The 24,122-nt window shown below is 40.4% G+C and carries 15 protein-coding genes; 1 reads left to right on the top strand and 14 read right to left on the bottom strand.

Annotated elements, in window-relative coordinates; genetic code table 11:
* Window positions 1–115: 115 nt before the first annotated feature.
* From J3P37_RS04750 to J3P37_RS04685, 14 genes are all read right to left on the bottom strand, one after another.
* The gene (locus J3P37_RS04750) at window positions 116–2,080 is read right to left on the bottom strand and encodes an FG-GAP repeat domain-containing protein (RefSeq protein ID WP_256009863.1); all 1,965 of its coding nucleotides are present in this window, start codon (window positions 2,078–2,080) and stop codon (window positions 116–118) included.
* 3 nt (window positions 2,081–2,083) lie between these two features.
* Entirely contained in the window at window positions 2,084–5,053 is a 2,970-nt protein-coding gene (locus J3P37_RS04745; RefSeq protein ID WP_256009862.1) for a T9SS type A sorting domain-containing protein, read from the bottom strand.
* 285 nt (window positions 5,054–5,338) lie between these two features.
* Window positions 5,339–6,760: a sialate O-acetylesterase gene (locus tag J3P37_RS04740; RefSeq protein WP_256009861.1), complete on the bottom strand. Its 1,422-nt coding sequence runs from the start codon at window positions 6,758–6,760 to the stop codon at window positions 5,339–5,341.
* Window positions 6,761–6,767: 7 nt separating this feature from the next.
* Window positions 6,768–7,739, bottom strand: a complete 972-nt coding sequence (locus J3P37_RS04735; protein ID WP_256009859.1) for a nucleoside hydrolase — start codon at window positions 7,737–7,739, stop codon at window positions 6,768–6,770.
* A gap of 6 nt (window positions 7,740–7,745) precedes the next feature.
* Window positions 7,746–8,789 carry a sialidase family protein gene (locus J3P37_RS04730; protein WP_256009858.1) on the bottom strand — a complete coding sequence of 348 codons (1,044 nt, stop codon included), beginning with the start codon at window positions 8,787–8,789 and terminating at the stop codon, window positions 7,746–7,748.
* Window positions 8,782–10,431 carry a RagB/SusD family nutrient uptake outer membrane protein gene (locus tag J3P37_RS04725; RefSeq protein WP_256009857.1) on the bottom strand — a complete coding sequence of 550 codons (1,650 nt, stop codon included), beginning with the start codon at window positions 10,429–10,431 and terminating at the stop codon, window positions 8,782–8,784. The genes J3P37_RS04730 and J3P37_RS04725 overlap by 8 nt, the downstream gene beginning before the upstream one ends.
* Window positions 10,432–10,442: 11 nt before the next feature.
* Complete coding sequence (locus tag J3P37_RS04720; protein WP_256009856.1) at window positions 10,443–13,430, bottom strand: SusC/RagA family TonB-linked outer membrane protein; 2,988 nt, start codon at window positions 13,428–13,430, stop codon at window positions 10,443–10,445.
* A gap of 12 nt (window positions 13,431–13,442) precedes the next feature.
* On the bottom strand, window positions 13,443–15,641 hold the full coding sequence (locus tag J3P37_RS04715; protein ID WP_256009855.1) for an exo-alpha-sialidase: 2,199 nt from the start codon (window positions 15,639–15,641) through the stop codon (window positions 13,443–13,445).
* A 32-nt stretch (window positions 15,642–15,673) separates the two neighbouring features.
* Window positions 15,674–16,678 carry a GRP family sugar transporter gene (locus J3P37_RS04710; RefSeq protein ID WP_256009854.1) on the bottom strand — a complete coding sequence of 335 codons (1,005 nt, stop codon included), beginning with the start codon at window positions 16,676–16,678 and terminating at the stop codon, window positions 15,674–15,676.
* 21 nt (window positions 16,679–16,699) lie between these two features.
* Window positions 16,700–17,632 (bottom strand): ribokinase, encoded by a 933-nt coding sequence (rbsK, locus tag J3P37_RS04705; protein ID WP_256009852.1) that lies wholly within the window; start codon window positions 17,630–17,632, stop codon window positions 16,700–16,702.
* 297 nt (window positions 17,633–17,929) lie between these two features.
* The gene (locus tag J3P37_RS04700; protein WP_256009851.1) at window positions 17,930–18,979 is read right to left on the bottom strand and encodes a LacI family DNA-binding transcriptional regulator; all 1,050 of its coding nucleotides are present in this window, start codon (window positions 18,977–18,979) and stop codon (window positions 17,930–17,932) included.
* 111 nt (window positions 18,980–19,090) lie between these two features.
* Complete coding sequence (gene fsa, locus J3P37_RS04695; RefSeq protein WP_256009850.1) at window positions 19,091–19,753, bottom strand: fructose-6-phosphate aldolase; 663 nt, start codon at window positions 19,751–19,753, stop codon at window positions 19,091–19,093.
* A 55-nt stretch (window positions 19,754–19,808) separates the two neighbouring features.
* Entirely contained in the window at window positions 19,809–20,747 is a 939-nt protein-coding gene (locus J3P37_RS04690; RefSeq protein WP_256009849.1) for a dihydrodipicolinate synthase family protein, read from the bottom strand.
* 61 nt (window positions 20,748–20,808) lie between these two features.
* Window positions 20,809–22,413: a sodium:solute symporter family protein gene (locus tag J3P37_RS04685; protein ID WP_256009848.1), complete on the bottom strand. Its 1,605-nt coding sequence runs from the start codon at window positions 22,411–22,413 to the stop codon at window positions 20,809–20,811.
* A gap of 340 nt (window positions 22,414–22,753) precedes the next feature.
* On the opposite strand from J3P37_RS04685, the gene gdhA reads away from it, so the two are divergent.
* Entirely contained in the window at window positions 22,754–24,094 is a 1,341-nt protein-coding gene (gene gdhA / locus J3P37_RS04680; RefSeq protein ID WP_256009847.1) for an NADP-specific glutamate dehydrogenase, read from the top strand.
* Window positions 24,095–24,122 lie beyond the last annotated feature (28 nt).

Raw genomic sequence — 24,122 nt, 5'->3', positions numbered from 1 at the left:
GAAAAATTGGTTATTGTAAATTTAGCTATTCAATTACGTTTAAATCTGGCATTCATTTCCCATTTCATATGAAATATTATCATATAGCAGGATCCTACCCACTTTCAGGTAATGATCACCATGAGAGGTCTTTTCTCTGATAAAACATATAGGTTCCGTATTCAGTACCCACCACAAGATTTAATGAATTGCCCGGACCTACCTTTGCTGCTGTTGGCGAGCAGGAATGTGCCCCTAGAAGAATGTCGTTGCCTTTGAACTTCATCATTTTGGGGAATTCAAAAACGGGTTTTTCATCACTTCCGGTGTTTCTGAGAAACAACACTGCAGCCCCTTCATTCTTTTTTTTCCTGTTATAAGGAAGACCACTCACCGGATTTGGTATGGATGCACTTCGTCCGGTACCTATTAAAAGATCCTTTTTACCATCTCCATCCCAGTCTACAATACAAACTTTTGCTCTGCCTACCTGTCCCCCGGGGCGGCGGTTTGCTTTGATGTACGATCCGTCTGTTAAAGTAAGTTTCCCTCCGTCAGATATATTATAATCATCCAGACGCCAGTATAAGTGAAATTCATTTTCACGGTCAAGTATGATATAAGCAGTTTTTCCATTTAACTCTGATACACCCGGCTTCACCCTCCAGCCACCAAAAACATTCATTCCCTTTACATAAAGAGAGCGCTCCGGCTCTAATTTGGGATGAGCCTTAGTACCCTTATTTATGTAGATCATAAATTTCCCGCGACTATCTCCGGTGAGAATGTCCGGTAAACCATCCCCATTCCAGTCATATACCGTGGGGCAAGTATATCCCCAGCGTGCTTCCATTGGCCCCTGGATGTCTTCGCGATAGCCAGGCTGAACATGGATGTCATATCCGCCGGCCTGTAAAAGCTTCAGAGACTGGAAGGTCGGTTTTTCGTTTGTCCCGGAGTTTTTAAAGAATAAGATATGGCCTAATGAGTTCCCGGAAATAAGATCAAGGATACCGTCACCATCCCAGTCTGTGAGATTCGGTACCACCAGTGATCCGCCATATAAGAGCGGAGATTCCTGCAATAAAGGCCTGGGTTCCTGAAATATGAGATTCCCTGATTTGTCTTTTTGCCGGTTGTTCTCATAAAAGCAGATCCCGCCCTCTCCTGATGCAATGATACCTTCTTTCCCGCCAGGCACCTTGAAATAAGCAGGATAAGCATGTACTGAAGGATGGCGTTGAATGATGTGATCCGGGTTCGCTATATATTTTCCCGGAAGAAACACTCCTTTTTTTGTATCCAGTTTATATGCATGAATATTGCCCAGGCGGGTTCCGCAAATGATGTAACTTTCATCTTTATTAGTGTAGATCGAATAGCCGCTAATAGTAAAATAAGCTTCATCGAGGCCTGTTAGTGGTTTTGCTGCCACCGTGTTCAATGTTTCTATATCATCTGCAAGGGCTCCGTAAATACCCACCGTCTGCAAGTCGAATGGCCAGAAACCTTCGGGAGTAAAATAAGATGAATCAGCACCTTTAGAGGGGTCGCTGAAAACACCCTTTTTAGCGATTGTGAACAAAAATAGATAACGGCCGTCCGGAAGCTGCACTACTCCGAAGGATGAAAAACTGCCCGGTAAACCCTCTACTTTGATCGTTTTCAGCTCTGCGAACTCTTTCGCTTTGCTGTTAAAATTCGCCATTTTGAGACTCTTCCCAAAACGCCATAAGCCAAAAATTTTCTTTTGATCATTTTGAAGAACAACAGCCTTATTTTCGCCTGTATCTTCAAAGGGCAATTTTAGTTTAATGCCTTGTGAGAAAACCGGAGTACCATTTTCGCTGAATTTGCTGAAATGATAAAGGAAGGTTCCTGGCTGAAGTTTATCCGATTGCAAAAAGAGATCCGGCCAGGCATCATTATTGGCTAATGCGGTGCCCATAACCATGCCGGTTAAGGAGGGTTGTGCAAAATGACCTACCCCTCCGGAAGCACCGTTTTTTATCGGTTCTCCGCTAATCAGGGAATGATTAACGCTCTGTGCAAACCCAACTTGTAATAAACCCAATAAAAGTAGAAGTACTTTTTGTGCCATATATTACTGCCGTAAGAATTTTTTGCTGATAAGTCTATTATTAAGGTTCAGTCTCGCCACGTATAGACCCTGATTATAGTTGAAAGGAATCTGATAGGAGTTGAGTCCCCTGACGACTTTCATTTTTGATGAGAAAAGGCATTTTCCCGACAGATCAAATATTTCCAAGGCTGCCGGTGCATCAATTGACGACCGGATATTCACTGCTGTGTTGGTGTTTTGAATATTCGAAAGGATATCTATATCTGTCAGATCGAGGACATTGTTAACCTGAATAAGTTCAGATTTCATTATCTGGCCGTTTTCATTGCTTTGATTTAGCTGATAATAATTGGAACCCGCTAAAGGATAAAGGTCATTATAAGTAAAGGTCACAATTTCTGTTCCCTTTTTGGAAGGAAGATCCGCAATTATTTCTTTTGGTACATTATCGCCGAACCTAAGGATCTGGAAGTTGGCAGGGTTATTTCCCGGAATGGTGCTCCAATCTAACTTTATATAGTTGGCTCCTTTCTTACCTTTAAAAGAACCTACTATTAGGGGAAGAACTGTTTGCAAAATAGAAGTTCCTCTTATCTCGAGACTATTTGTCGTATTTTCAGCCGGATACCTTCCGATTGCAAATCCTCCCGTTGCTGCCCCTGCATTCCATCCGTATACTCTGAAAGTAATTACTTTGTCCGATAAAACATTTTGAAGTTCAGAAAGTCCCGACAGATCTAAAGTTTGCTGGACCTCCCCTTCGGTTGCCCCGTTCAGGACGTTAACTCCTTTTGTAATTTCCGTAAAGTTCTGACCATCGATACTATAAAACCAGGAAAACAAGGTTGGACCGGCTGTATTCCTCCTTAATTTTACATCCAGAGATGAAAGAGAGCATTTATAACCGTTCTGAGCCTGAAGCGAAAAAGAATAATAATCTCCATTGCTTAAAGCGTAAGACTTGGAGTTGTTTACGCCGTAAGAACTCAAAGTAGAATTATACGCATAATTAAATCCTGTTGGAATTAGACCCGGGCCCCGTGATAACTCCGCCTGTTCCATTCCGCTATGGTTAGTTGTGGAGCTTACGCTTCCAGTTGTCGTTCCTGAAAGACCACTAAGTTGCCAGGCAGTCAATATGCTGGACTGTGGTTCTTCCGCATTTACTTGTCCTCCAATGCTCAAACTGCTTGTTGTTACGCCTGAACCATATCTGCCTATGGCGAAACCTCCGGAAGCAGAGGAAGCGCCCCAGAAATATAACCTGAAATATACCTTTTGAGAAGCGGGAACCTGCTGCAGATCTTTTAAGCCCACTAAATGAATGGTCGACTGAACAACTCCATCTGTATTGTTATCCGTGAAGGCAATGTCATAATCGCCTATTTCATTGAAAGAGCTTCCATCCGTACTATACATCCATTTATATTTGGTAGCTCCAGCCGAATTTCGCCTGAGTTTTACATCCAGGGTGGAAAGAGAAACATTGTACCCAACCTTTGCCTGTACTACAAACTGCAGGTACTGATTTCCGGAAACAGCATTTTCTTTTGAGTTAGCGGGTACTGGGGCAGTAGAGTTAAACGAGCGTTGCAGGGAAGCCGTGTTGGTCAAGCCACTCCCTCGCGACAAGCTTGAAATATTCAGGTTAGGATCGGTAAATGTTGAGTTAAGGGATACTTCTGAGCCTGAAGCCTGCGGAGAGCCGAATTGCCAGGAAAGAATAGAAGGAGCAACCGTCAAAGGATACAGATCCGCCGGTGAGTCGGCAGGTACCTTGGATCGAAAATTCTCAACCCTGTGAAATGTGATCAGGTTTGCATCGTGATACCTGGCACCATACCAGGAAGTCCTGCTTACGGCAACGATATCATTACCGTCGAACTGCCAGTCGGCATACTGAAAGCCAAAAACATCCCAGGTTTTAACTACATATCCCTCATTCCACCTAATTATTTTGTAACATTCTGTCCAGTTTACAAGATCGGGAGAAGAAAAAAGGGTTAGAACGTTCCTTTGATGTCCGGGGAGGTTAAACGTCTCCCAACCAGGATTGATTGTAGTTATTTTACTTGTGATCGTCCAATACTTCGCAGAAACCGGATCGTACCTTATCGTAAACTTAGATTCTGCGCCAGGAAAATGCACATATTCGGCAGAAGTGTTATTGAATGACACATGCTTACCATCAACGCTTACTGAGATCTTTGCCGCGACTTCATATCTGGGAATTCCAGCTGCAGAACCCTGAATATTAAAGTCGCCATTTACAGCCTGCCAGGTTTCTAAGCGCATAAAATCAACCAGCTCGCCGTTCGGCGTCACAACCATATTGCCTTCAAACCAATTGGGACGTTTGGCATTTAACCAGCTTTCGTCAAATCTTAAGCTGTCAGAACGGGTCCAGCTGGAAGCATTTAATAAATCAGCATCCACTGGCGCTGACAATACAAATGCGTGAAAATCCCGTTCGTTATCCGGATCAGGACTAAACTCGTAAGCCCGCCATATTCTTCCGTTATGTATCACTACAGGCACGGGCCCAGTATGAAACCTGCCGGCCAGCAAAAGACCTGTAGAACTGTTCGGTGATTCGCTCCAGCTGAAACCGCCATCTTCAGATTTATGAATAACAATATTGCCAAAAGACTTAGCCGTTCCCATCAGGTATATTTTGCCCTGATGTACGAAAAGTCCGGCCCAATGGCTATCAGGCACCAGGGAAACAAAGCTCCAGGTGAGGCCTCTGTCTTCCGAACGATAGACGGCAGTTTCCGTAGAGCTAAAATCATGAGAAGCGAGATAGTTACCGTCGGGCAAGATCACAATACTAGGAGATGCATAACTTCGCGTTAACGGCGAAGCGCTTTCTGCAATGACAGTGCCTGGGAAATCTTGTGCTGCTACCTGATGAAAAGAGATAACACTCTGAAAAAAAATCATCAGAGCTGTAATGTGCTTACTGAACAGTCTTTGTAAAGCCATCTTCATACAATTTGGTTTATAAAAAGCTATCTCAGCATGAAATAACTTATTTTTATTTGGAAAAACTAAGTACCCTAAATAAAAAGGGATTTACATGATGTAAATTTTCCAGAATGTCCAATATCTTATCCTATTGAACAAAACCAAATTGAGGTAAGACGAACAACCGACCGATACTTTTCAACCAATTTTTTTTAAAGTTTGGCTGGCAGTAAAGCAACTGGTTCTAAATAGTTTAAACGCTACTCTACAGTTTTTTAGAGAATTCGCTTAGTCAAAACTGCAAACCATCTAGTAATTATCCGTTCTGAATGGTAAAGCTGCTATCCCGTAGCTATTATAAAGATTTCCATAACTGTAATTTTTAAAACAATATCTTACTGCTGCCGGCGTTTTAACTTTATCATTCCAAACGGCTATTTTACCCTTTACACCCCTCACTACTTCTGCATTTGCAGGATAAAAAACCCTATCAGCGCCCGCAATTTCCAAGCCTTGCACCGGTATCCCGTAAGATGACAGGCCAAAACCCGGATTTTCAAACGACACCAATACCCTATTGCCTTCCACTGTATGAGACTGATAGGCCGGAGGCATGCCGTTAAATGCAGTGATTCCATAAGTTTTAGTAAGCGCAAGGACGGCTAACCTTTTGGCAACTGTCCGCTTATCCGGTGGATGAATAGTAGATTCGGCCCCGATATCAGCAGTGCCTATCATTCCGGAGTTAGGAATACTTGCCTGGGCTTGTTGCTGCACCTCCCGGAAGCGGGCAACTTCCGTTCCATTTGATGTCCAGCCCATGTTGGTGTAACTAAAGGGAGCCAATTGCACATAGTAGAATGGGAAATTATTACTGAACTGTTCTCTCCAGTTACGTACAAGCTCGGGAAAGATTTTTAAATACCACTCCGGGTTGGTCACATTAGCCTCTCCCTGATAAAATATACATCCCTTTATAGTGAAGCTGGAAACAGGATGAAGCATGGCATTGTAAAGGAGTGTTGGGGTCCTGTTGGCGAAAGTAGTATTGAGGTTTTCAGGTTTGATTTCAACTTTGGTGAATTGCTTCAGCTTTTCTTCACTTATCCAAGCCTCTATTCTCGATCCTCCCCAATAACATCCAATTATTCCTACAGGAACTTTTAGCGCTTTGTTGATTATTTTAGCGAAGTTGAAACCCACCGTTGTTATCGTTTCTACTGATTGCGGCGTCATCAACCGCCACTCGCCAACGACATCTGTCTGAATTTCGGTATTGAACGCTCTTCTTACAGGAAAAAAACGAATCTGAGGGTAATCGTAATCTAATATTTCATCTATGGCGTTATGTAAAGGTTGATTGGCAAAACCTCGGGTACTCATCTCCATATTGGACTGACCTCCGCACAACCAAACCTCCCCTAGCAGAATATTTTTCACATTTTTCTCTTCTCCATCGCTTATACTCATTTCGTAGACTGTATCATTTCCCTTTATCGTTTTTACCTTTACTTCCCAATTTCCAGTTGCATCGGAAAAGGTTTTATATACTCGGGTATCCCAACCAACCTTTACGGTGACATTTGAGTTTGCTTTTGCATGCCCCCAAATTTTCACCACTGTGTTTTGTTGCAATACCATGTTATCGCCTACTAAAGCCGGAAGTTTAATTTCAGCTTCGGTATACCGGGGTACAAAAAGCAACAGGATAAAAAAGAGTTTTTTATTCATTGTGATTCTATCTCATCATTAAGCTTTCGATAATATCGGAAACTTTGTCAAAATCCATTTTTTTGGTTAAATAATAGTGTTTGCCATTTTGGTTTTCCTGCCAGTAATTCTTACCATTAGTGCTTATTAACATCCTACCCCTTCTCGTATTGAAAAAAGGTGCTAACCCACGTACACCTACTAGTACTGCAGTCTGATCCCAGCTCATCCTTCCAAGTGAATCGCCTTTCGCCATCGGTATAGCTAATGAAAACACATCCTTTACGGGGCTACTATTTAACTGTTTATTGCTTATTAGTTTTAGCCCAGTTCTTATTTCGTTACCAATTTCCCAACCACTCCAAATAATCTTGGTTGGCCAGTTATTTACGACATCGATTGCCGCAACGGTGTCCTTATATATATTGTATTCCCTCCCTTCCGGAAATCTGCCTGCCATAGAAACAACATGTTTAACCTTCTTAATCACTAAATCATACCCGGAAAGATCCGAGAACCTGTCTTTTTTAGAATGAAGCAAATTAGACAAATTTGTCAAAAAGCCCACGGCAACAATCACAACACTGCTATCCTTAGCCCGAGATAGTAATTCTCTATAAACAGTTGTGGCATCCGGTAGCTCGTCATTAGACTGAAATTTATAAGGATAGTTTTTGATCAGCAAATGGGGCCACTTTTGCCAAGCGGTTATACTTATACCCAAACCTTTAGGTACTCCAATAGGTATTTGTGGCCGTTTGAAATAAGTATTTAATAAATCTAAAGTAGGTCCGGTCAAATAATGATGATTGCAAGATATTGTCGCTAATATATCTACTTCATGATTATCTGACATAGTGTGAAGCATTGCTATCGCCCCAACATCATCGTAATCTGGCCCCATGTCTGTATCAAAAATCACTTGCTGCTTTTGTTTGTTTTGTGCAATGCTAGCAAAACAATAAAGGATAAGTATTAACGCGGTGATATGTCTCCTCATAAAATTTTATATATTAAATTTACTAGGATCTAACACTACATATCCTATCTTTCTGCGTTTCCACGTATAGGTCACATAAACCAAACCATTATCACCCTGAATAATGGAAGGATAAGAGTATTCTCCTGGCTGATCTTCTAACGTGATTATATTTTTCCAATTGATACCATCTTTACTTACGCCAATATTCAATGGGGTTCTCTTACCACTCCACTCTTTGCCTTTTTTTCCAGAATGATTATACACTAATACCTGTAAACCATTCTTGAGAGTTACAGCATCCGTGCCGGAATTTGGATTAGGTAATTGTGTTTTTTCAAGTCCCGACCATGTTCTGCCATTATCTGAAGACCAACTAGTAATAACACCATCATCTTTACTTCTTGCCAACAATTGTAATCTATTCCCCGAATGGAACAACACACTTTGTTGTATTACGTTGAAGTTAGAAACTGTATCTACCGGTCCAACAATTTCCCAAGTTCTTCCTAAATCTTTTGTTAACTCAAAATGCATACGCCATCCGGAGGTCGGTGTTACCTCTGTGCTCACCGGGCAGAGTAGAGTTCCATCATTCAACATCACAGGCTTATTTTTTATAGGCCCCAGAATATCTTCAGGTAGCCTTTTGGGTTCAGACCATGTTTTCCCATTGTCCTTAGAGGTAATCAATTCTCCCCACCATTCCTGGGGACTAGGTCCCACTTTATAAAATAACATCAATTCTCCTTTTGGAATCTGATACAAAACAGGATTCCAGCATGGATATCTTTTTTTTGAATGTTGTATTCCATTTGCTACGGATCTTGGAACACTCCAACTGCCTTTTCTATAGCTGCTAATCCATATTTCAACATCTTTATTCGCCTCCTTAGTACCGCCGAACCATGCGGCGACCAATCCCTTAGGCGTATAAGCTATTGTAGAAGCATGACACTCAATAAAAGGCGCCTTTTCAAAGATATAGCCTCTTTCTATAATACTTAATGGCTGACCTATCACAAAATTATTCACTAATGCGATCAGTAGTAAAAAAAGTAGTCTATTCATAATCGTCGTTTTGTTGAATTTTCTTAGAAAAATTAGCATCAATAGCAGATTGAGGTATTGGATATAGGTTATGCTTTGAGGAAATACTACTTCTAGTCTCTTCTTTCATATTATATTTCTTTACCCTTTCCACCAACATTCCCATACGACACAGCGTTCTCTTTCGAGGCTCTTCTGCCATCAACTCCCTGGCTCTTTCATCTAAAATATAGTCTAATGTTACATCTGCTGGGTCTACAGGGATAGCATTAGCTCTTTCTCTTACAAAATTTATACTCTTAGCGGCATTTCCAGGGTCTCCATCTCTTAAATAAGCCTCAGCTCTCAATAAATAAGTCTCGGCTAATCGATAAATAATCATATCTTTACCCGAACGCCCGTTGTTTCTATCTCCTTGCCAAGCCTTGCCTTCCACTTTTCTGACATAAGGATAGATTCTTTGCATTGTGTCGGTAACTGTTATCTTCTTTTCTACCTTCTTACCAAAATATGCAGAAGAAGGATTATTATAATAAAAGTCCCTTTTAATATTATATTTAGAATTTCTCATATCATTATTCCAATTACCTTTCCATAACTCATAAAGGAAATAGGTATTTGGCCTCATAATAGCAACTCCTCTTAAAAGAGTGTCTACATTTAAGCTCATGCCTAATTTACCTGCTGGATCTGTTAATTGCACCAAAAATGGCAGCCATCCTCTTGGCTGATGATTTCCGCCTCCACTTCCCCCTCCTCCCGGAGTAAACTCTTCAAACTGCCAAACATAAATGGATTCTAAATTACCCGCACTTCTGTTGGAGTTCCCTTGCTTGAACAAATCGGAAAATACATCCCCAGGCTTATCTTTGTCTACTCCAAACCTTTCTGTCATTAATTTATATAAACCTGAATTAATTACATTGTCTGCACTTTCAACAGCTTTCTTATATTCTCCTAAGCTGATATACACTTCAGCGAGTAAATGATCTGCGGCAGCTTTTACAATTCTCCCCTCTTTAGTTTTAGGTACCGTAGGTGGCAACCATTGAGAAGCAAACTCCAAATCCGCTGCTATAAAATTGTATATATCTTTTCGTGAGGATTTTTCAAAATCTGTTTTAGGCTCCCTATAGTATTTATCCATTATGAAAGCATCGCCATAAAGGTTTGCTATTATATTATGCCCATAAGCCCTAAAAAATCTTGCTTCCGCAAGAATTTCATTCTTTTGCCGTTCTGATGAAAAAACCCCACTGTTTTCTGGTTTAGAGGCTTCTTCTATAATAAGATTTGCGTAAGGAAGTATTGATGTATAGCACCAGTTCCATGTTCTTGACGCAGCAGCTGTTGCTGGAGTGAGATAAGTTTCATAATTCACAAATTGGGTTACAGATATCTGACCACTAGTACATATATCAGTACCGGTAAACATATCAAAATAACGATACAAGTCATCCCCTGTCAATTCTTCACGAGTATAATAATGTAAGCTTGATATTAAGTTTTCATATCCTTCAACACTCTTTAGAGTATTCTCCGGGCTTAAAACCGCAATCGGTTTTTCTTTAAGAAAATCATCATTACAGGAAACCAGTAAAACTGACATGAACACTATGAATGAAAAATATCTATTTACATTTTTTCTATTTAAAATTTTCATATAAGTAATGGTTAAAATCCAATATTAAATCCAAACGCAACGGTTCTAGGCATAGGATATAAGTTATCTCTATCTGTGGCACCACTTTCTGGATCAGCTCCTATCCAATCCGTGAACGTATATAGGTTTTTTCCGCTTACCGAAGCCTTTAAATTTGAAATTCTAAGTTTTTCTGTTATCGATTTTGGGAAATTATAAACCAAAGAAATATCCTGAATACGAACAAAGTTTCTACTTATGTAATAACTATGTCCATACTTATTTTCATGAAGCAAGGAAGGTCTGGTATTGGACTTGTTCTGAGGAGTCCACCAACCATAGTCTATGAAGTTTAGCGATCGTTCCGCTGGGCCTCTCCCTATTAAGCCAAAGCTAGATATCCATCCTTGCATTGCATTTACAAAGACAGATAAAGTTAAGTTTTTATAAGTAAAATTGTTGCCAATTCCCCATCTGTATTGAGGTTGACCTCCCTGGCCAATGATTGTCCTGTCTTCTGCATTTATAGTACCATCTGGATTTATATCTTTTACCCGTACATATCCTGGCTTATAACCCGCAGGTATATCAGTATCGCCTTCCTGATAAATACCATCAAAAACATAATCGTAATATGAACTGATAGGTTTTCCTATGAACCAGCTATTGCCAATATCATCGTCTTCTAACCCGTCTCCATCGGTATCAGATCGGTATAAATGCACAATCCTGTTTTTATTGTTAGAAAATGTGAAGTTTGTGCTCCATTCAAAATCATTTTTATTTACGTTTACAGTATTTAAAGTCAACTCTACACCTTCATTATTTACCTGACCTAGATTAGCCCATACATTGACAAAACCAGTCATTCTTGGTAATGATCTGGTAACCAATAAGTCTTTGGTTTGCATCTGATATATTTCTAAACTACCACCTATTCTTCCATTTAATATTTCAAAGTCCAACCCTATATTAGAGGTATATGTTGTTTCCCATTTCAAATCACTATTTGCCATATTTGAAGGATAGTAAGCCAAACTGGTTGTTCCCCCATCTCCGTACACTATCTTTTGAGAACCCATCCTACTTAATGATTGATACGGACTGATAGCCTGATTGCCAACAGCACCATAAGAAACGCGTAACTTCAATAAGTCTATACTCCTTATTTTTTTTATAAAGTTTTCTTCAGACATTACCCAGGCAAGAGATGCAGACGGTAAAGTAGCATATTTTTCATTTTCTGAGAAAACAGAACTGCCGTCTCTTCTTACGGTAGCAGTTGCCAAATACTTGTCTCTGAAACGGTAGTTTAATCTAGCCATATACGAAACTCCGTCCACTCTCTGCCCTCCTGATGTTACGGTCTGCGTTTCTCCAAGCGCCAAATTATTCCAGCCCAGCACATCTGTAGAGAGCAATGAGGAGTTTGCTCCAGTAGATTCAGACTGCTGTGCATCACGACTATACAACAAGGTTAGATCAACATGATTATTTTTGTTTATTTGCTTATTATAACTAAGAATATTCTCTATCATCCAATCATAATGATTTGTTAAAGATTTATTCGCTGTTTTCGTATTATTGGGGAGATTCATATCCTGCCTGACTGCATTGTATGAATGAATCCATCGCACATTTGGACTCACATTCAGTTTGTAAGATAAGCCTTTCAGAAAGGGTGCCTTCAATACTGCAAAGAAGTTAGCAAATAAGTTGTTCTGAATCTGTTCATTGCTCCTGTAATAGGCGTTATAAATTGGATTTCCAGAAACTGTTTCCCCTTCAACAACAAATTGACGAGGTGTTCCATCTTCATTATATAATGAACCATAAGGACTCAATTGATACACTTTGTCCAAGTCTGCTTGTATTCCGGAAAAATTTCTTTTACCAAACATTGTATTAGTTCCAATTGTCATCCAATCCTTTATTTTACTTTCGAGATTAACGCGAAAAGTTATTCGTTCCTGATTGTCATTTAGGATGATCCCCCGTTCTTTAGTTAAAGCGGCGGATATAAAATAATTAGTATTGGCACTTTTACCTGATATGTTGAGATCAAAAGCATTCATTCCAGAGTTATCCTGGGTCCCTACTTCATATGGGTCTAGTGTTTTTCCAGCAAGGTAATTTTCCGCTTCGTTATTCGCCAGATAAGCATCGATCTTATTTAAATCTACAGGCAAACCAGCTTCTTTTCTATAGTCAATAATCTTTTCTATATATCGTTGAGGACTCAAGAGTTTAATCTTGTAACCGGGAGAAGAGATACCGTTGAATGTATTAAAGTTAATAGTGGGTTTTTCTGAAACACCTTTTTTTGAAGTAATGAGAATTACTCCATTAGCGGCCCTTGAACCATAGATAGCCGAAGCACTTGCATCTTTTAAAATTTCCATAGATGAAATATCATTAGGATTGATATCTGAAAGAACTCCATTGTATATCGTTCCATCTAGCACTAACAGCGGATTATTTCCGGCGCTTAGTGATCTTGGCCCTCGGATTAAAATGTTACCGTTCTGACCGGGGCGTCCATTATCTGTAAATTGAACGCCTGCAACTCTTCCCCTTAAAGACTGTGTAATACTTGTATTGGGTAAATCCTGGTTTTTTTTCATATCTACTTTAGAGATAGCCCCAGTGACGTTCCTTTTGGATTGTGTACCATAACCGACAATAATTACTTCTTTCAATTCTTTATTGTCGACTTCCATTTGTACGGAAAATTGAGTTTGATCACCTACTAATATTTGCCTCTCCAAATATCCTATTGATTTAAAGACCAATACATCTTCCTCATTCTCAATATCTATTGTAAACTCTCCGTTCAAACCCGTCACAGTACTTATGTTCTTATTTAAAACCAGAACATTAACTCCAGGTAAAAGGGCACCTGTCTCATCTAAAACAATACCCTTTACTTTGTTCTTAGATTCTTGTGATAATAAATATGTGGAATGCATAACCAAACATATCATCATCAAATGCTTCAAAATCTTTAATTTAAAATTCATAATAGGTTAGTTTTACTGAACTATAATTTTTCTCTTTGTTATTTGCTTATGGTTTTCAAAGCCTATGATATAAATACCAGGAGAATCAGGCATCTTTAGCGAGACGGGCATTTTTTTTCTGTCTAATAATTTTCCTGTTACAGTATATAAACTAACATAGGACTGTGTGTCTTGATAGGGAGAATTGATGTACAGTGCTTCCCCTGTTCTGACAGGATTTGGACTAATCTTTACTTTATTAATGTCCTTCGAATCATACTTCAGAAATTCTAAGCCGAGTGTACTCGATTTTCCATCCTTATCATATTGAGTTAGTTTATAATAATTACTTCCTCCATAGGGATAGAAGTCCGTAACCTGATATCTATTGTCCGGTGCTGGTTTTATAGAAGCTAATTTGTCAAAGTTCACTCCATCATGAGATTTTTCAACAACAAACTTCTCATTATTAAGCTCATCTAAAGTTTCCCAACTAAGTTGAACCAAGCCATTTGTTAATTTGGCTTTATATTCCTTTAAATTTACCGGAAGAGTAGTCTGTACTGGCTTATAAGCCCCGCTCAAATCGTAAGCAAGATAATCTAGATATGCCTCGGTTGCAGCTATTGCATTAGACTTGCCAAACAATAATTGTACATTCCCCGAGCTCGGACTTCTGATTAGAGAAGTAACATAAGTTCCATCTATAAACAGATACATAACATTCTCGTCTCTCTTTACTACCAGCCTATAGGTATGATAACTTGTCCCGTCCAATTCATATAATAACTTGGAGGGGGTTTGATTCAAAAAAACTTTGTTAGTAGTCACACACACCAATGAGGCTGCAGTAAGTCCGTCTCTAAGGTATATGTCTATCCCTCTTCCATTATTAGAAATTACTTTTAAGTTAAACTCAACTGTAAAGTCACCCGCAGGATTAAATACTACAGAAGTGCTTGGCGTGGTCTGAAAAGAATAAGATTCCCCTGCAGCACATTTGATATGCAATTCACCCTGCGAAGTAATTTTTCCCGAGTTTGGATTAGTTATGGTGCCAGCGATCCATCCATCATTCAAGGGCAAGGCTGTTCCGTCTAATTGTGCAGAGCCGGATAGATTTTTTTTCGGCATTGGCACAACATTGTCTAACGTTGTCAAATTAACTCTTATGATCTCAAGCTTCTCTTTCATTCGCGAAGCTACCACGTACAAATACCCATCATGTATTATTGAATAGGGGTAGCCAAACTGTCCAGTTTTATACCTTCCCTCGGTATATTTTTTTGTATAATAGTCTGCTGCTATAACATAGTTCCGGTTGTAATTAAAACCATCATCAGATACTGATAAGACCAAAGGGGTCCTTGCTCCCATCGAAGTCGTATCCGGAGTCCCTACATAATAGAATTTCCCGTTGGGCAATTTCCCCAGATGCGATTTAGTGTTATTATCGGTAAAGTTTGTCTTTTTCGGAATGCTCCAATTTACTCCATCTTTACTCGACTCCTGCCATAATATTTTCCGTCCGGCAACGTCACGAAAAATGGTATATATACTATCTGCATTTTCAATAATAGCCCCTTCAACAAGGGTGGCAGATTCTCCAGAATTAAAATCAGACCTTCCGGATTTTATCCAACCAGACAAGCCCGTTAGGTCATTTGTATAATAGAAATCTCTGTTTCCTGTTAAAATTAATTTCCCGTTTGAGAGTTTGCTGGGTCGATGAGACGGAAAGATGGGGATACCTAAATCAACTTCTGCTGACCAGTTTATTCCATCGCTTGTGTATTTCGCGAATAAATTAGCGTTTGGCCTAGATAAATCCGGAGCATTGTCGTTTCGCGTGTAATAGACGACCATTAAATTCTCATTTGCGACGAAAATTCCCCCTGGCGTTAGCACATAAGTTGAGGTAGTAGAAACCAGAGGAACAGGAACGCTCCATGTTGTAAAGTTTGACGATTCCGACAGTTGAACTCTTTGCTCCCCTTCGTCTTCCCCTACTTTTCCGTTTGAAAAAACAGCATAGAACTTCCCTTTGAAAAATGCTATTGACGGATGATGTGAGAATTGCCAGTCCGTCGGTTCAGGATCGTAAATAATAGCTCTTTCAACCTCCAATCTGGTAGCGTCATAAGCTAATGCATTGAAATTATTTTCAAAGATCTGCGCAAAAACGCTCCCCGTTGTGGCAAAATATATTGCCAGCATTAGAAAAGTTTTCATAATATTAGTTCTTTAGATTGGTTACATAATATTCAAGACTGCCCTGCTACAATGATCAACCCCAATCCCACAACAAACAGTACAAACATTGTAGCCAGCTTACCATTGATATTCGCCTTAGAATCTTTGAATTCTTTCCATATAAAAACACCCCACAGTGCAGCCACCAAGGTTGCGCCCTGGCCCAATCCATAAGAAATTGCAGGACCAGCCTTTCCGGCAGCAATCAGATTCAGTGAATTGCCCAATCCCCATATCATACCACCAAGTACTCCTGTAATGTGCGAACTAAACTTTCCCTGGAAATAAGCGGCATAACTTGTTGGCTTTCCAACAAATGGTTTTTTAATTAAGATAGTATTGAAAATGAAATTACTGAGAAATATACCGGCGGAGAAAACAAATACAGCGGTATAGGGAGTCATTTTACCACTAGCCGGAGAAACAAAATTACTTAGATCCATTGCTGCTGCAATAAATCTATAGAAAAATGCCATTAACACTCCTGCAAATACGGAAAGTATAATCCCTTTCAACGACGCACTTCCTGACCTTTCATTTTTAATTTTATATGCCCAGGCATTAAAAAGAATCGCCATTACAATTAGTGCTACTCCTGCAAACAAAAACAGCGGATCTCCTTTCGGGGCTGTCGCATAATTGACAACTACACCTAATACCAATGCAATCCCTACCCCTACAGGGAAAGCAACCGACATCCCGGCAATAGCAATTGCTGCAGATAAAAGAATATTGGCGGCATTAAAAACAATACCTCCCAATAAAGCACTACCAATACCTGTTAATTCTGCTTGCTGAATATCTTCTAAAAAGCTACGTCCATTGTCACCTATACTGCCTAAGGTAAAGGCAGAAATAATGGAGAATAAAAGAATACCTATAACATAGTCCCAGTAGAAGAGCTCGAACCTCCATGTTTTCTTTGCCAATTTTTGTGTATTAGCCCACGAGCCCCAACACAGCATGGTGATTACGCAAAAGATGATTGCGAGTGAATAATTTTGAACAATGAACATATTTAAGTTGGTTTATAATTTTTATATTTTGCTGAGCGATAAGTTCAAATCTTTAATTTCGTCTCTTACCGGAGCAGAAAGTTGAGCTCCCTTTTTAGTTACCGAAACAGCAGAAGCTTTACAAGCAAATTCTACTGCAGCTACCAGTTCTTTCCCTTCTGATAAGGCAACCACTAGTGCGCCATTAAAGACATCACCTGCAGCTGTCGTATCAACCGCTTTTACAACAGGAGCAGGGACGTGCACAAAACGACCGTCAGAAGAAACGAGGGCTCCTTTTGAACCCATAGTTACTATAACTACATGTACTCCCTTATTGTGAATTATCCCGGCAGCTTCTTTGGCTGTCTCCAGGTTTTTAACCGTAACACCAGAAAGCATGGACGCCTCCTTCTCATTTGGTGTAAGAATGGAAACATGGCGATACAGGTCTTCTGGCAAAACACCCGCAGGTGCAGGATTTAACACCACTTTCACCCCATTTTCAGAAGCTGTCCGGATAACATAACTTACTGTATCCATAGGGATTTCCAGCTGTATTAACACAAACGCAGCATTTGTTATAACTTCGGACTTTTTTCTAATATCTCCAGGATTTAAAGCGGCATTTGCGCCTGGTGCAACCACAATGCTATTTTCGGCGAAAGCATCTACCGTTATTAAGGCAACACCAGAAGGAATATTTCCATCAGATAAGATATGCGTGGTATTTATACCTTCTCTCCGAAACAACTCCAAGGATTGGCTTCCAAACAAATCGTCTCCGACTTTGCAGATAAAAACAACATTTCCTCCTAAACGGGCCGCCGCTACTGCTTGATTCGCACCTTTTCCTCCAGGGTTCATAAAAAAATCTCCCCCTAACACAGTTTCTCCAGGAACAGGAAAACGCTCTGTCTTAACAACCATATCTGTGTTGGAACTACCAACCACAACAATAGAAGACTTTGTCATTTAAATTGAATTTATATTGGCTTATGCGTTGCGATAACGTTTGTGCAAGGTATAAATTCTTTTTATTATCCAAAAGAAAAAACAAAATATTTTTTCTTCAAGAGCAAAAGACATCTACTTTACTATATAACAGACAATTACTTATAAAAAACATTCAAAAAAATCGTGAAATATTAGTCTGTGGTGGATGTTGACCATAACGCTGTTCTACAAATAAAAGACGGGAATCTTAAAAAATTGTATAATAGAATTAACGTTTGCGCAGGTAAAAAATCAAGACAAAATGCAATATTGAAATCAATTCAGCTTTCTTACGGACTTACGATGTATGATTGTTGGAGTGATCAATATTTTTTCCTGTTTGGGCATGGCCTCTGAATCAATGGTTTTTGCATCAATTTTGTCTAACAACAATCTTATAGCTATTTGGGCGATATCAGCGATAGGCTGCGAAATACTGGTAACGGGGCAAGACAGATAATCCAGGTAAACAGAGTTATCAAAGGTTGTTAGTGAAATATCTTCCGGGATATTAAACCCATCCTCTGAAAGTGCTTTTAAACACCCTAAAAGTATAGTATCACTTAAGGTTAATATCGCTGTTGGTTTCTCCTGTCTTTGAAGCAACAACTTCGTTTCCAGGTAACCATCCTCAAAAGTAAAACTGCTGCCTCCAATATAAAATTCAGGGAAATTATTATATGCCATTGCTTCTTTATATCCCCTCACACGTTCCATGTTTGGTAAAACATGGTGAGTACCTTGAATACAAGCAATTTTTTGGTGACCATTTTCGATTAGGTAATTCACTAAATTGAATGCTCCTTCGTAGTGATTTGTGGCTACATAAGAAATCGGCAGTTCTTTAAAATACCTGTCTATAAATACTACTGGTATCTTTTGTTTATATAATGCTTCCAGATGCTTTTTGTCTTTGCCGGAAGGTATGATGATCATTCCGTCAATATTACGGGCAGCCAGGCTTTTAACAGAGGCTACTTCTGTTTTCTCTTCCTCATCACAATCTGTCACCAGTACCGAATACCCCTTAGCATGCAATGCCTGGTTAACAATACTTGCTATCGTAGAAAAAAAAGGGTTTGCCAGGCTGGGTATCACCAGCCCAATGGAGAAACTTTTCTTCAGACGCAAGTTGATAGCGGTTTGATTGGGAATATAACCCAGCCGGTTCGCGGCTTCCAGCACCTTAGCCTCTGTTTCGGCACTGATACGGAATTTTTTAGACACACCATTGAGCACTCGCGAAACCGTTGTTAAAGAAACGTTAGTGGTTTCTGAAATTGTTTTTAACGTAATATTACTCAAGGGGCGATCTAGTTTATACAAAATAAAGGAATTAGATGCGTTATCGGAATTCTTTTATTAAACTATTTCTAGGCACTCTGAGTCGCCGGCCTGATAAGCAAAACTTCTCTTCTATGTATAAACCGCCGGACCTCAACTTTTTCCGGTGGCCTGGGCATGATCGGCAAGGAACTGAGCCAGTCCATTATCCGTTAATGGATGCTTCAGCAATGCGGTTATTGCCACAAGTGGGGCTGTAACAACATCGGCACCGGCTTTAGCACAATTAATAATATGCATGGCATGACGGGCGGAGGCTGCGAGTACCTGCGTGGGGTACCCATAGTTATCAAAAATGGTTCTGATATCTTCGATCAACATCAAACCATCCGTTGAAACATCATCTAGCCTGCCGATAAACGGAGACACGTATGTTGCACCGGCTTTCGCCGCAAGTAAAGCCTGTCCGGGCGAAAAGATCAGCGTACAGTTTGTGCGAATTCCTTTGGTGGCAAAAGCTTTAATGGCCTTTATCCCGTCTTTAATTATAGGAACTTTAACCACGATCTTCTCATGCAAAAGAGCCAGCTCCATCCCTTCCGCAAGCATTTCTTCGTAGTTAGTGCTGATAACTTCAGCACTAACATCGCCGTCGGTTATTTCGCAGATCGCTTTATAATGGTTAAGCACATTTTGCTTTCCGCTGATTCCTTCCTTCGCCATCAAACTCGGATTGGTTGTTACCCCATCCAGAATACCAAGATCGTGGGCTTCCCTTATCTGCTGAAGATTAGCGGTGTCAATAAAAAATTTCATAAAGATCTTGAGAGAGTTAAAAGAATAAAATTGTATAGCGAATTTTACCTGCTTGTCAGGCTATTGCAAATTTGATTTCAAGTTCGGCCCGAAGGATATTGTACCGGTCTGCGAGTAACTCTATGCCCTTTTTGATATTCCCGTCAAACTCGCCAATCCCCTTTCTCCTCGTGAAAGTTGAGATTTCAAAGCCTCTTTGTTGCAGGTAATATTTAGAAATAATGGGATAGACATGGTGCATTACATCCATATTATCGATGAAGAATTGCTGGACACGGTTCACCTCAGCGGCAAGATCCCTGTTGTTATAATTATTGCATAGCCAGACAATTAATTCGGGAAAGAAGTTTCCTTGTATACAGGAAAGTCCTGAGGCACCGGCTTTTAAAGATTCTACAGCATGCACCATATAAGCATCGTACAAGCCAAACTGGTAACCGTCGGTAGCGGCGATCTTTGCCCTAACCTGCTCAATATCCAGACAAGTATCTTTGTGATAAGTCACTCTCCCGGTTGATACCAGGGCGCCAAGCAATTCCGGAGAAATTAACCTTTTGTAAGGAACCGGGCACTCATAAAAACCCATTGGAATATCTTCGGTAAGATCAAGTAACTTAAAGACGTTCGCATTAAAAACCTCCTCCGACTCTTCCTCAGTTGCCAGTAAACCAGTGATTCCTATTACCGCTTCCACTCCGGTGGAATAGATCTTCTTCACAAAATCTGCTTGTTGCTGTAAAGATCCTTCAAAAGTGCCTGTTGCAACTACCGGCACAGCACCATCAGCAACTGTAACCACATGTTTGACAAGAGTCAGTCTTTCTTCTTCAGACAGTTCAAACATTTCGCTTGAAAGGCAATTGGCAAATAAGCCGGCCGCACCTGCTTCAATATACAGTTCGGTAAGCTTGGTCAACGCGCCAAAATCTATATCACCATTCTCCTTAAATGGCGTTAACATAACAGGAATAAAACCCTTTTCCAATTTTTTCATTTTTTATTTATTAATATTTTGTTTGTTTTTAGGTATATCAACGGGCTCTGGCCCGTTTTTTTTAGTATTCTTTCTGTGGGACCTTCCGGCCTGTCGTTACAGAGGGATCTGCTTCCTTTTTGTTCTTAAAAGATGCAAGAAGACTTCCGGTTAGAAAAATAGAAAGCGTGCCGACAACGATGATCATATTGGCATGAAGCGGATTCTTCAGGTAAGCGAACTCCTCTGGGATCAGGTGGGAGAGCGACATCCAGACAATTACGAGTAAACCTACAATGGTTGCTGCAAAAGCTTCAAGGTTACCTGATTTCTTGCTGATAATTCCCAGCAGGAACAATCCCAGCATTCCTCCTGCGAAAATGCCTGAAAGCTGCCACCAGATATCCAGGATACTTTTAACGCCAATCATAGCTATGCCGCATAACATGCCGATCAGGCCAAAAACAACGGTCGCTATATGTAACAATCGCATATTTTCCTGCTGACTGATCTTACGATTGAGGTACCGTTTGTAGATATCTTCAGAAAAAACGGTTGCAGATGCATTCATTCCCGAACTTATTGTACTCATGGCCGCGGACAGTATGGCAGAAACAATTAAACCTATTAATCCGGTTGGAATCATGGTTACCATAAAATGCGGCATTACTTTATCACCGTAGTCTTCGGGAAGTAGAGTTGCTGCTAATCTGGAAATATCAGCAGATGAAGCTCCGGCCCCCAGGCGTTCCGCAGCGGCCTGTAATTTCACCGGTTCAATCATAGCTGGGTTAACCTGATAATAAGCATACAAACAGGTGCCTATGATAAAAAACAATAGAGAGGCCGGCACATAGATCCATACGCATAACCAAACAGACTTTGAAGCTTCTTTTTCCGACGTAGCTGTATGGTAACGCTGAACATAGTTCTGATCCATTCCGAAATTGTTCAGATTGATAAAAAACCCGTATAACAGGATCACCCAAAAAGTTGCACTGGTAAAATCAAGTGATAAACTGCCTAAGCCATATTTATGGTCACTTTTACCAATTTCCACAATCTTGGATACGCCACCTGGCATACTATTAATGATCAGGTATACTATCAGTAAGGCACCGAGGGTCTTTAATACACCTTGTACAACTTCTGTCCATATAACCGCCTCTATGCCGCCCATTACTGTATAAATGATAATGCAAATACCCGTTACCAGCATAATAACCTCCATGTCATAACCGGTTAGTGCTTGCAAGGTCAGGGAAATTCCGAAAAAGATAGACCCCATACGGGCTAGTTGGGTAAACAAAAAACACACTACCGCGTACGTGCGTGCCCATGCCCCAAAGCGTTTCTCAAGGTTAGTATATGCAGAAACTTCCCCGGTATTCCTGTAAAAAGGGACGAAGTACTTCGCCGCAACCCAGGCAGCCAGAGGCATTGAAATACTGAAAACAAAAGCATTCCAATTGGAACCAAAAGCTTTGCCTGGAACCCCTAAAAATGTGTTACTACTCAGAAAGGTAGCATAAATAGATAAGCCAATGGCCCAACCAGGAATAGATCCGGAAGCTTTTGAATATTGTTCCGGATTCTTATTCTTACTGGCGAAATAGATGCCAACAAGTACCATCCCCACCAGGTATGCTGCAATTATTAAAAGGTCAAAAATTGGAAGGTTCTTCATTTATTATCAGTTAAGTGTAGTGGTTTAAAAAAATCGTTTTTGGGTTAGCTGATTTTTATACAAGATTAGCCTGATTCAGAAGAAAATATCTAATGGATTTTTACAGCTTTGTGTGATATATTATCTTTTTAGAGATTCAAAGAACAAGTTCGGTAAACGTACGCCAGCAAAATGCCTTATGCCAGCGCACGCGCGCCGTGTGTGCGGAAAGCCAAACTCCTTCTCTCTGCCCTTAGCAAGCATTATAATGTGCATGTAATGAATTGCAGAAGCAACTTAGAGAATTCACCGGATATAATAACTTGCGAACTTGATTATCATTAAACCAAACTAGACTGAAATGGATGTTCTCATCAAAGAGTTCATGGACAAAATAATAACCAGGAACCAGCATGAACCTGAATTTTTGCAGGCAGTGCAAGAAGTGGCCGAATCAATAATTCCTTTTATAGAAGATCACCCGAAATACAAAGAACATAAGATTCTTGAGCGGATAGCGGAGCCTGAAAGAATAATCACATTTCGGGTGCCATGGTTAAATGATCAGGGGGAAGTAGAAATTAACCGCGGGTTCCGTGTACAGATGAACAGTGCCATTGGTCCCTATAAAGGGGGACTGCGTTTCCATCCCTCTGTAAATCAAAGCATCCTCAAATTTCTTGCGTTTGAACAGGTATTCAAAAACAGCCTTACGGGCTTACCTATGGGTGGTGGAAAAGGAGGATCTGATTTCGACCCAAAAGGCAGGTCTAATAATGAAGTAATGAAATTCTGTCAAAGCTTTATGACTGAACTCTACAGGCATATCCATGCAGACATAGATGTGCCTGCAGGCGATATCGGTGTGGGGGCGCGGGAAATTGGTTATTTATTTGGCCAGTATAAACGTATCCAGGGGGAGTTTACCGGAATTCTGACCGGAAAAGCAGCAGAATTCGGAGGCAGCCTTATTCGCCCCGAGGCCACCGGTTACGGCGTAGTATACTTTGCCGAGGAAATGCTCAAAACACGCGGCGAACTTCTTGAGGGCAAAACTGTTGTCGTCTCCGGATCGGGCAATGTTGCTCAATATACCGTTGAAAAGTGCATACAGGTTGGTGCGAAAGTAGTAACCTTATCAGATTCGGGAGGTTTCATTTACGATCCTAAAGGTATAGATGAATCTAAACTCGCCTATATTAAAGAGCTAAAAAACGTTCGCAGGGGTAGGATTGAGGAGTACGCGAAAAAATTTGACTGCGAATATTTTGAGGGGGAAAAACCCTGGAGGGTTAAGTGCGACGTTGCTTTCCCTGATGCTACGCAAAATGAACTTGATGCCAAAGATGCGCTCACTCTGGTTCAGAATGGCTGTTTTTGTGTTGCCGAAGGTGCCAATATGCCTTGCACCTTGGATGCCGTGAGGGTGTTTGATTCTGCCAGAATCTTATACGCCCCGGGCAAAGCTTCCAATGCGGGTGGAGTAGCAGTTTCCGGACTGGAAATGTCGCAAAACTCGCTCAGAATATCCTGGTCAAGAGATGAAGTAGATTCACGTCTAAAACAAATCATGCATCAGATCCACGGCGCTTGTGTGAAAAATGGGCGACTGGATAAAGATTTTGTAGATTATACTAAAGGTGCTAATATCAGTGGCTTCATTAAGGTTGCTGATGCAATGATAGCCCAGGGCTATGTATAGATGCTTCGGGACTTTCTATCATAAAAAC

Source organism: Desertivirga xinjiangensis, from assembly GCF_024436435.1.
In the GTDB taxonomy this organism is placed as follows: domain Bacteria; phylum Bacteroidota; class Bacteroidia; order Sphingobacteriales; family Sphingobacteriaceae; genus Desertivirga; species Desertivirga xinjiangensis.
The sequence above is the reverse complement of the archived record's forward strand: the minus strand, read 5'-3'. Positions and strand labels throughout refer to the sequence as shown.

What these genes read in the sequence shown, in the direction of transcription:
- J3P37_RS04750 (WP_256009863.1), bottom strand. Translation starts at nt 2,080, where the DNA reads ATGGCACAAAAAGTACTTCTACTTTTATTGGGTTTATTACAAGTTGGG.
- J3P37_RS04745 (WP_256009862.1), bottom strand. Translation starts at nt 5,053, where the DNA reads ATGAAGATGGCTTTACAAAGACTGTTCAGTAAGCACATTACAGCTCTG.
- J3P37_RS04740 (WP_256009861.1), bottom strand. Translation starts at nt 6,760, where the DNA reads ATGAATAAAAAACTCTTTTTTATCCTGTTGCTTTTTGTACCCCGGTAT.
- J3P37_RS04735 (WP_256009859.1), bottom strand. Translation starts at nt 7,739, where the DNA reads ATGAGGAGACATATCACCGCGTTAATACTTATCCTTTATTGTTTTGCT.
- J3P37_RS04730 (WP_256009858.1), bottom strand. Translation starts at nt 8,789, where the DNA reads ATGAATAGACTACTTTTTTTACTACTGATCGCATTAGTGAATAATTTT.
- J3P37_RS04725 (WP_256009857.1), bottom strand. Translation starts at nt 10,431, where the DNA reads ATGAAAATTTTAAATAGAAAAAATGTAAATAGATATTTTTCATTCATA.
- J3P37_RS04720 (WP_256009856.1), bottom strand. Translation starts at nt 13,430, where the DNA reads ATGAATTTTAAATTAAAGATTTTGAAGCATTTGATGATGATATGTTTG.
- J3P37_RS04715 (WP_256009855.1), bottom strand. Translation starts at nt 15,641, where the DNA reads ATGAAAACTTTTCTAATGCTGGCAATATATTTTGCCACAACGGGGAGC.
- J3P37_RS04710 (WP_256009854.1), bottom strand. Translation starts at nt 16,678, where the DNA reads ATGTTCATTGTTCAAAATTATTCACTCGCAATCATCTTTTGCGTAATC.
- rbsK (WP_256009852.1), bottom strand. Translation starts at nt 17,632, where the DNA reads ATGACAAAGTCTTCTATTGTTGTGGTTGGTAGTTCCAACACAGATATG.
- fsa (WP_256009850.1), bottom strand. Translation starts at nt 19,753, where the DNA reads ATGAAATTTTTTATTGACACCGCTAATCTTCAGCAGATAAGGGAAGCC.
- J3P37_RS04690 (WP_256009849.1), bottom strand. Translation starts at nt 20,747, where the DNA reads ATGAAAAAATTGGAAAAGGGTTTTATTCCTGTTATGTTAACGCCATTT.
- J3P37_RS04685 (WP_256009848.1), bottom strand. Translation starts at nt 22,413, where the DNA reads ATGAAGAACCTTCCAATTTTTGACCTTTTAATAATTGCAGCATACCTG.
- gdhA (WP_256009847.1), top strand. Translation starts at nt 22,754, where the DNA reads ATGGATGTTCTCATCAAAGAGTTCATGGACAAAATAATAACCAGGAAC.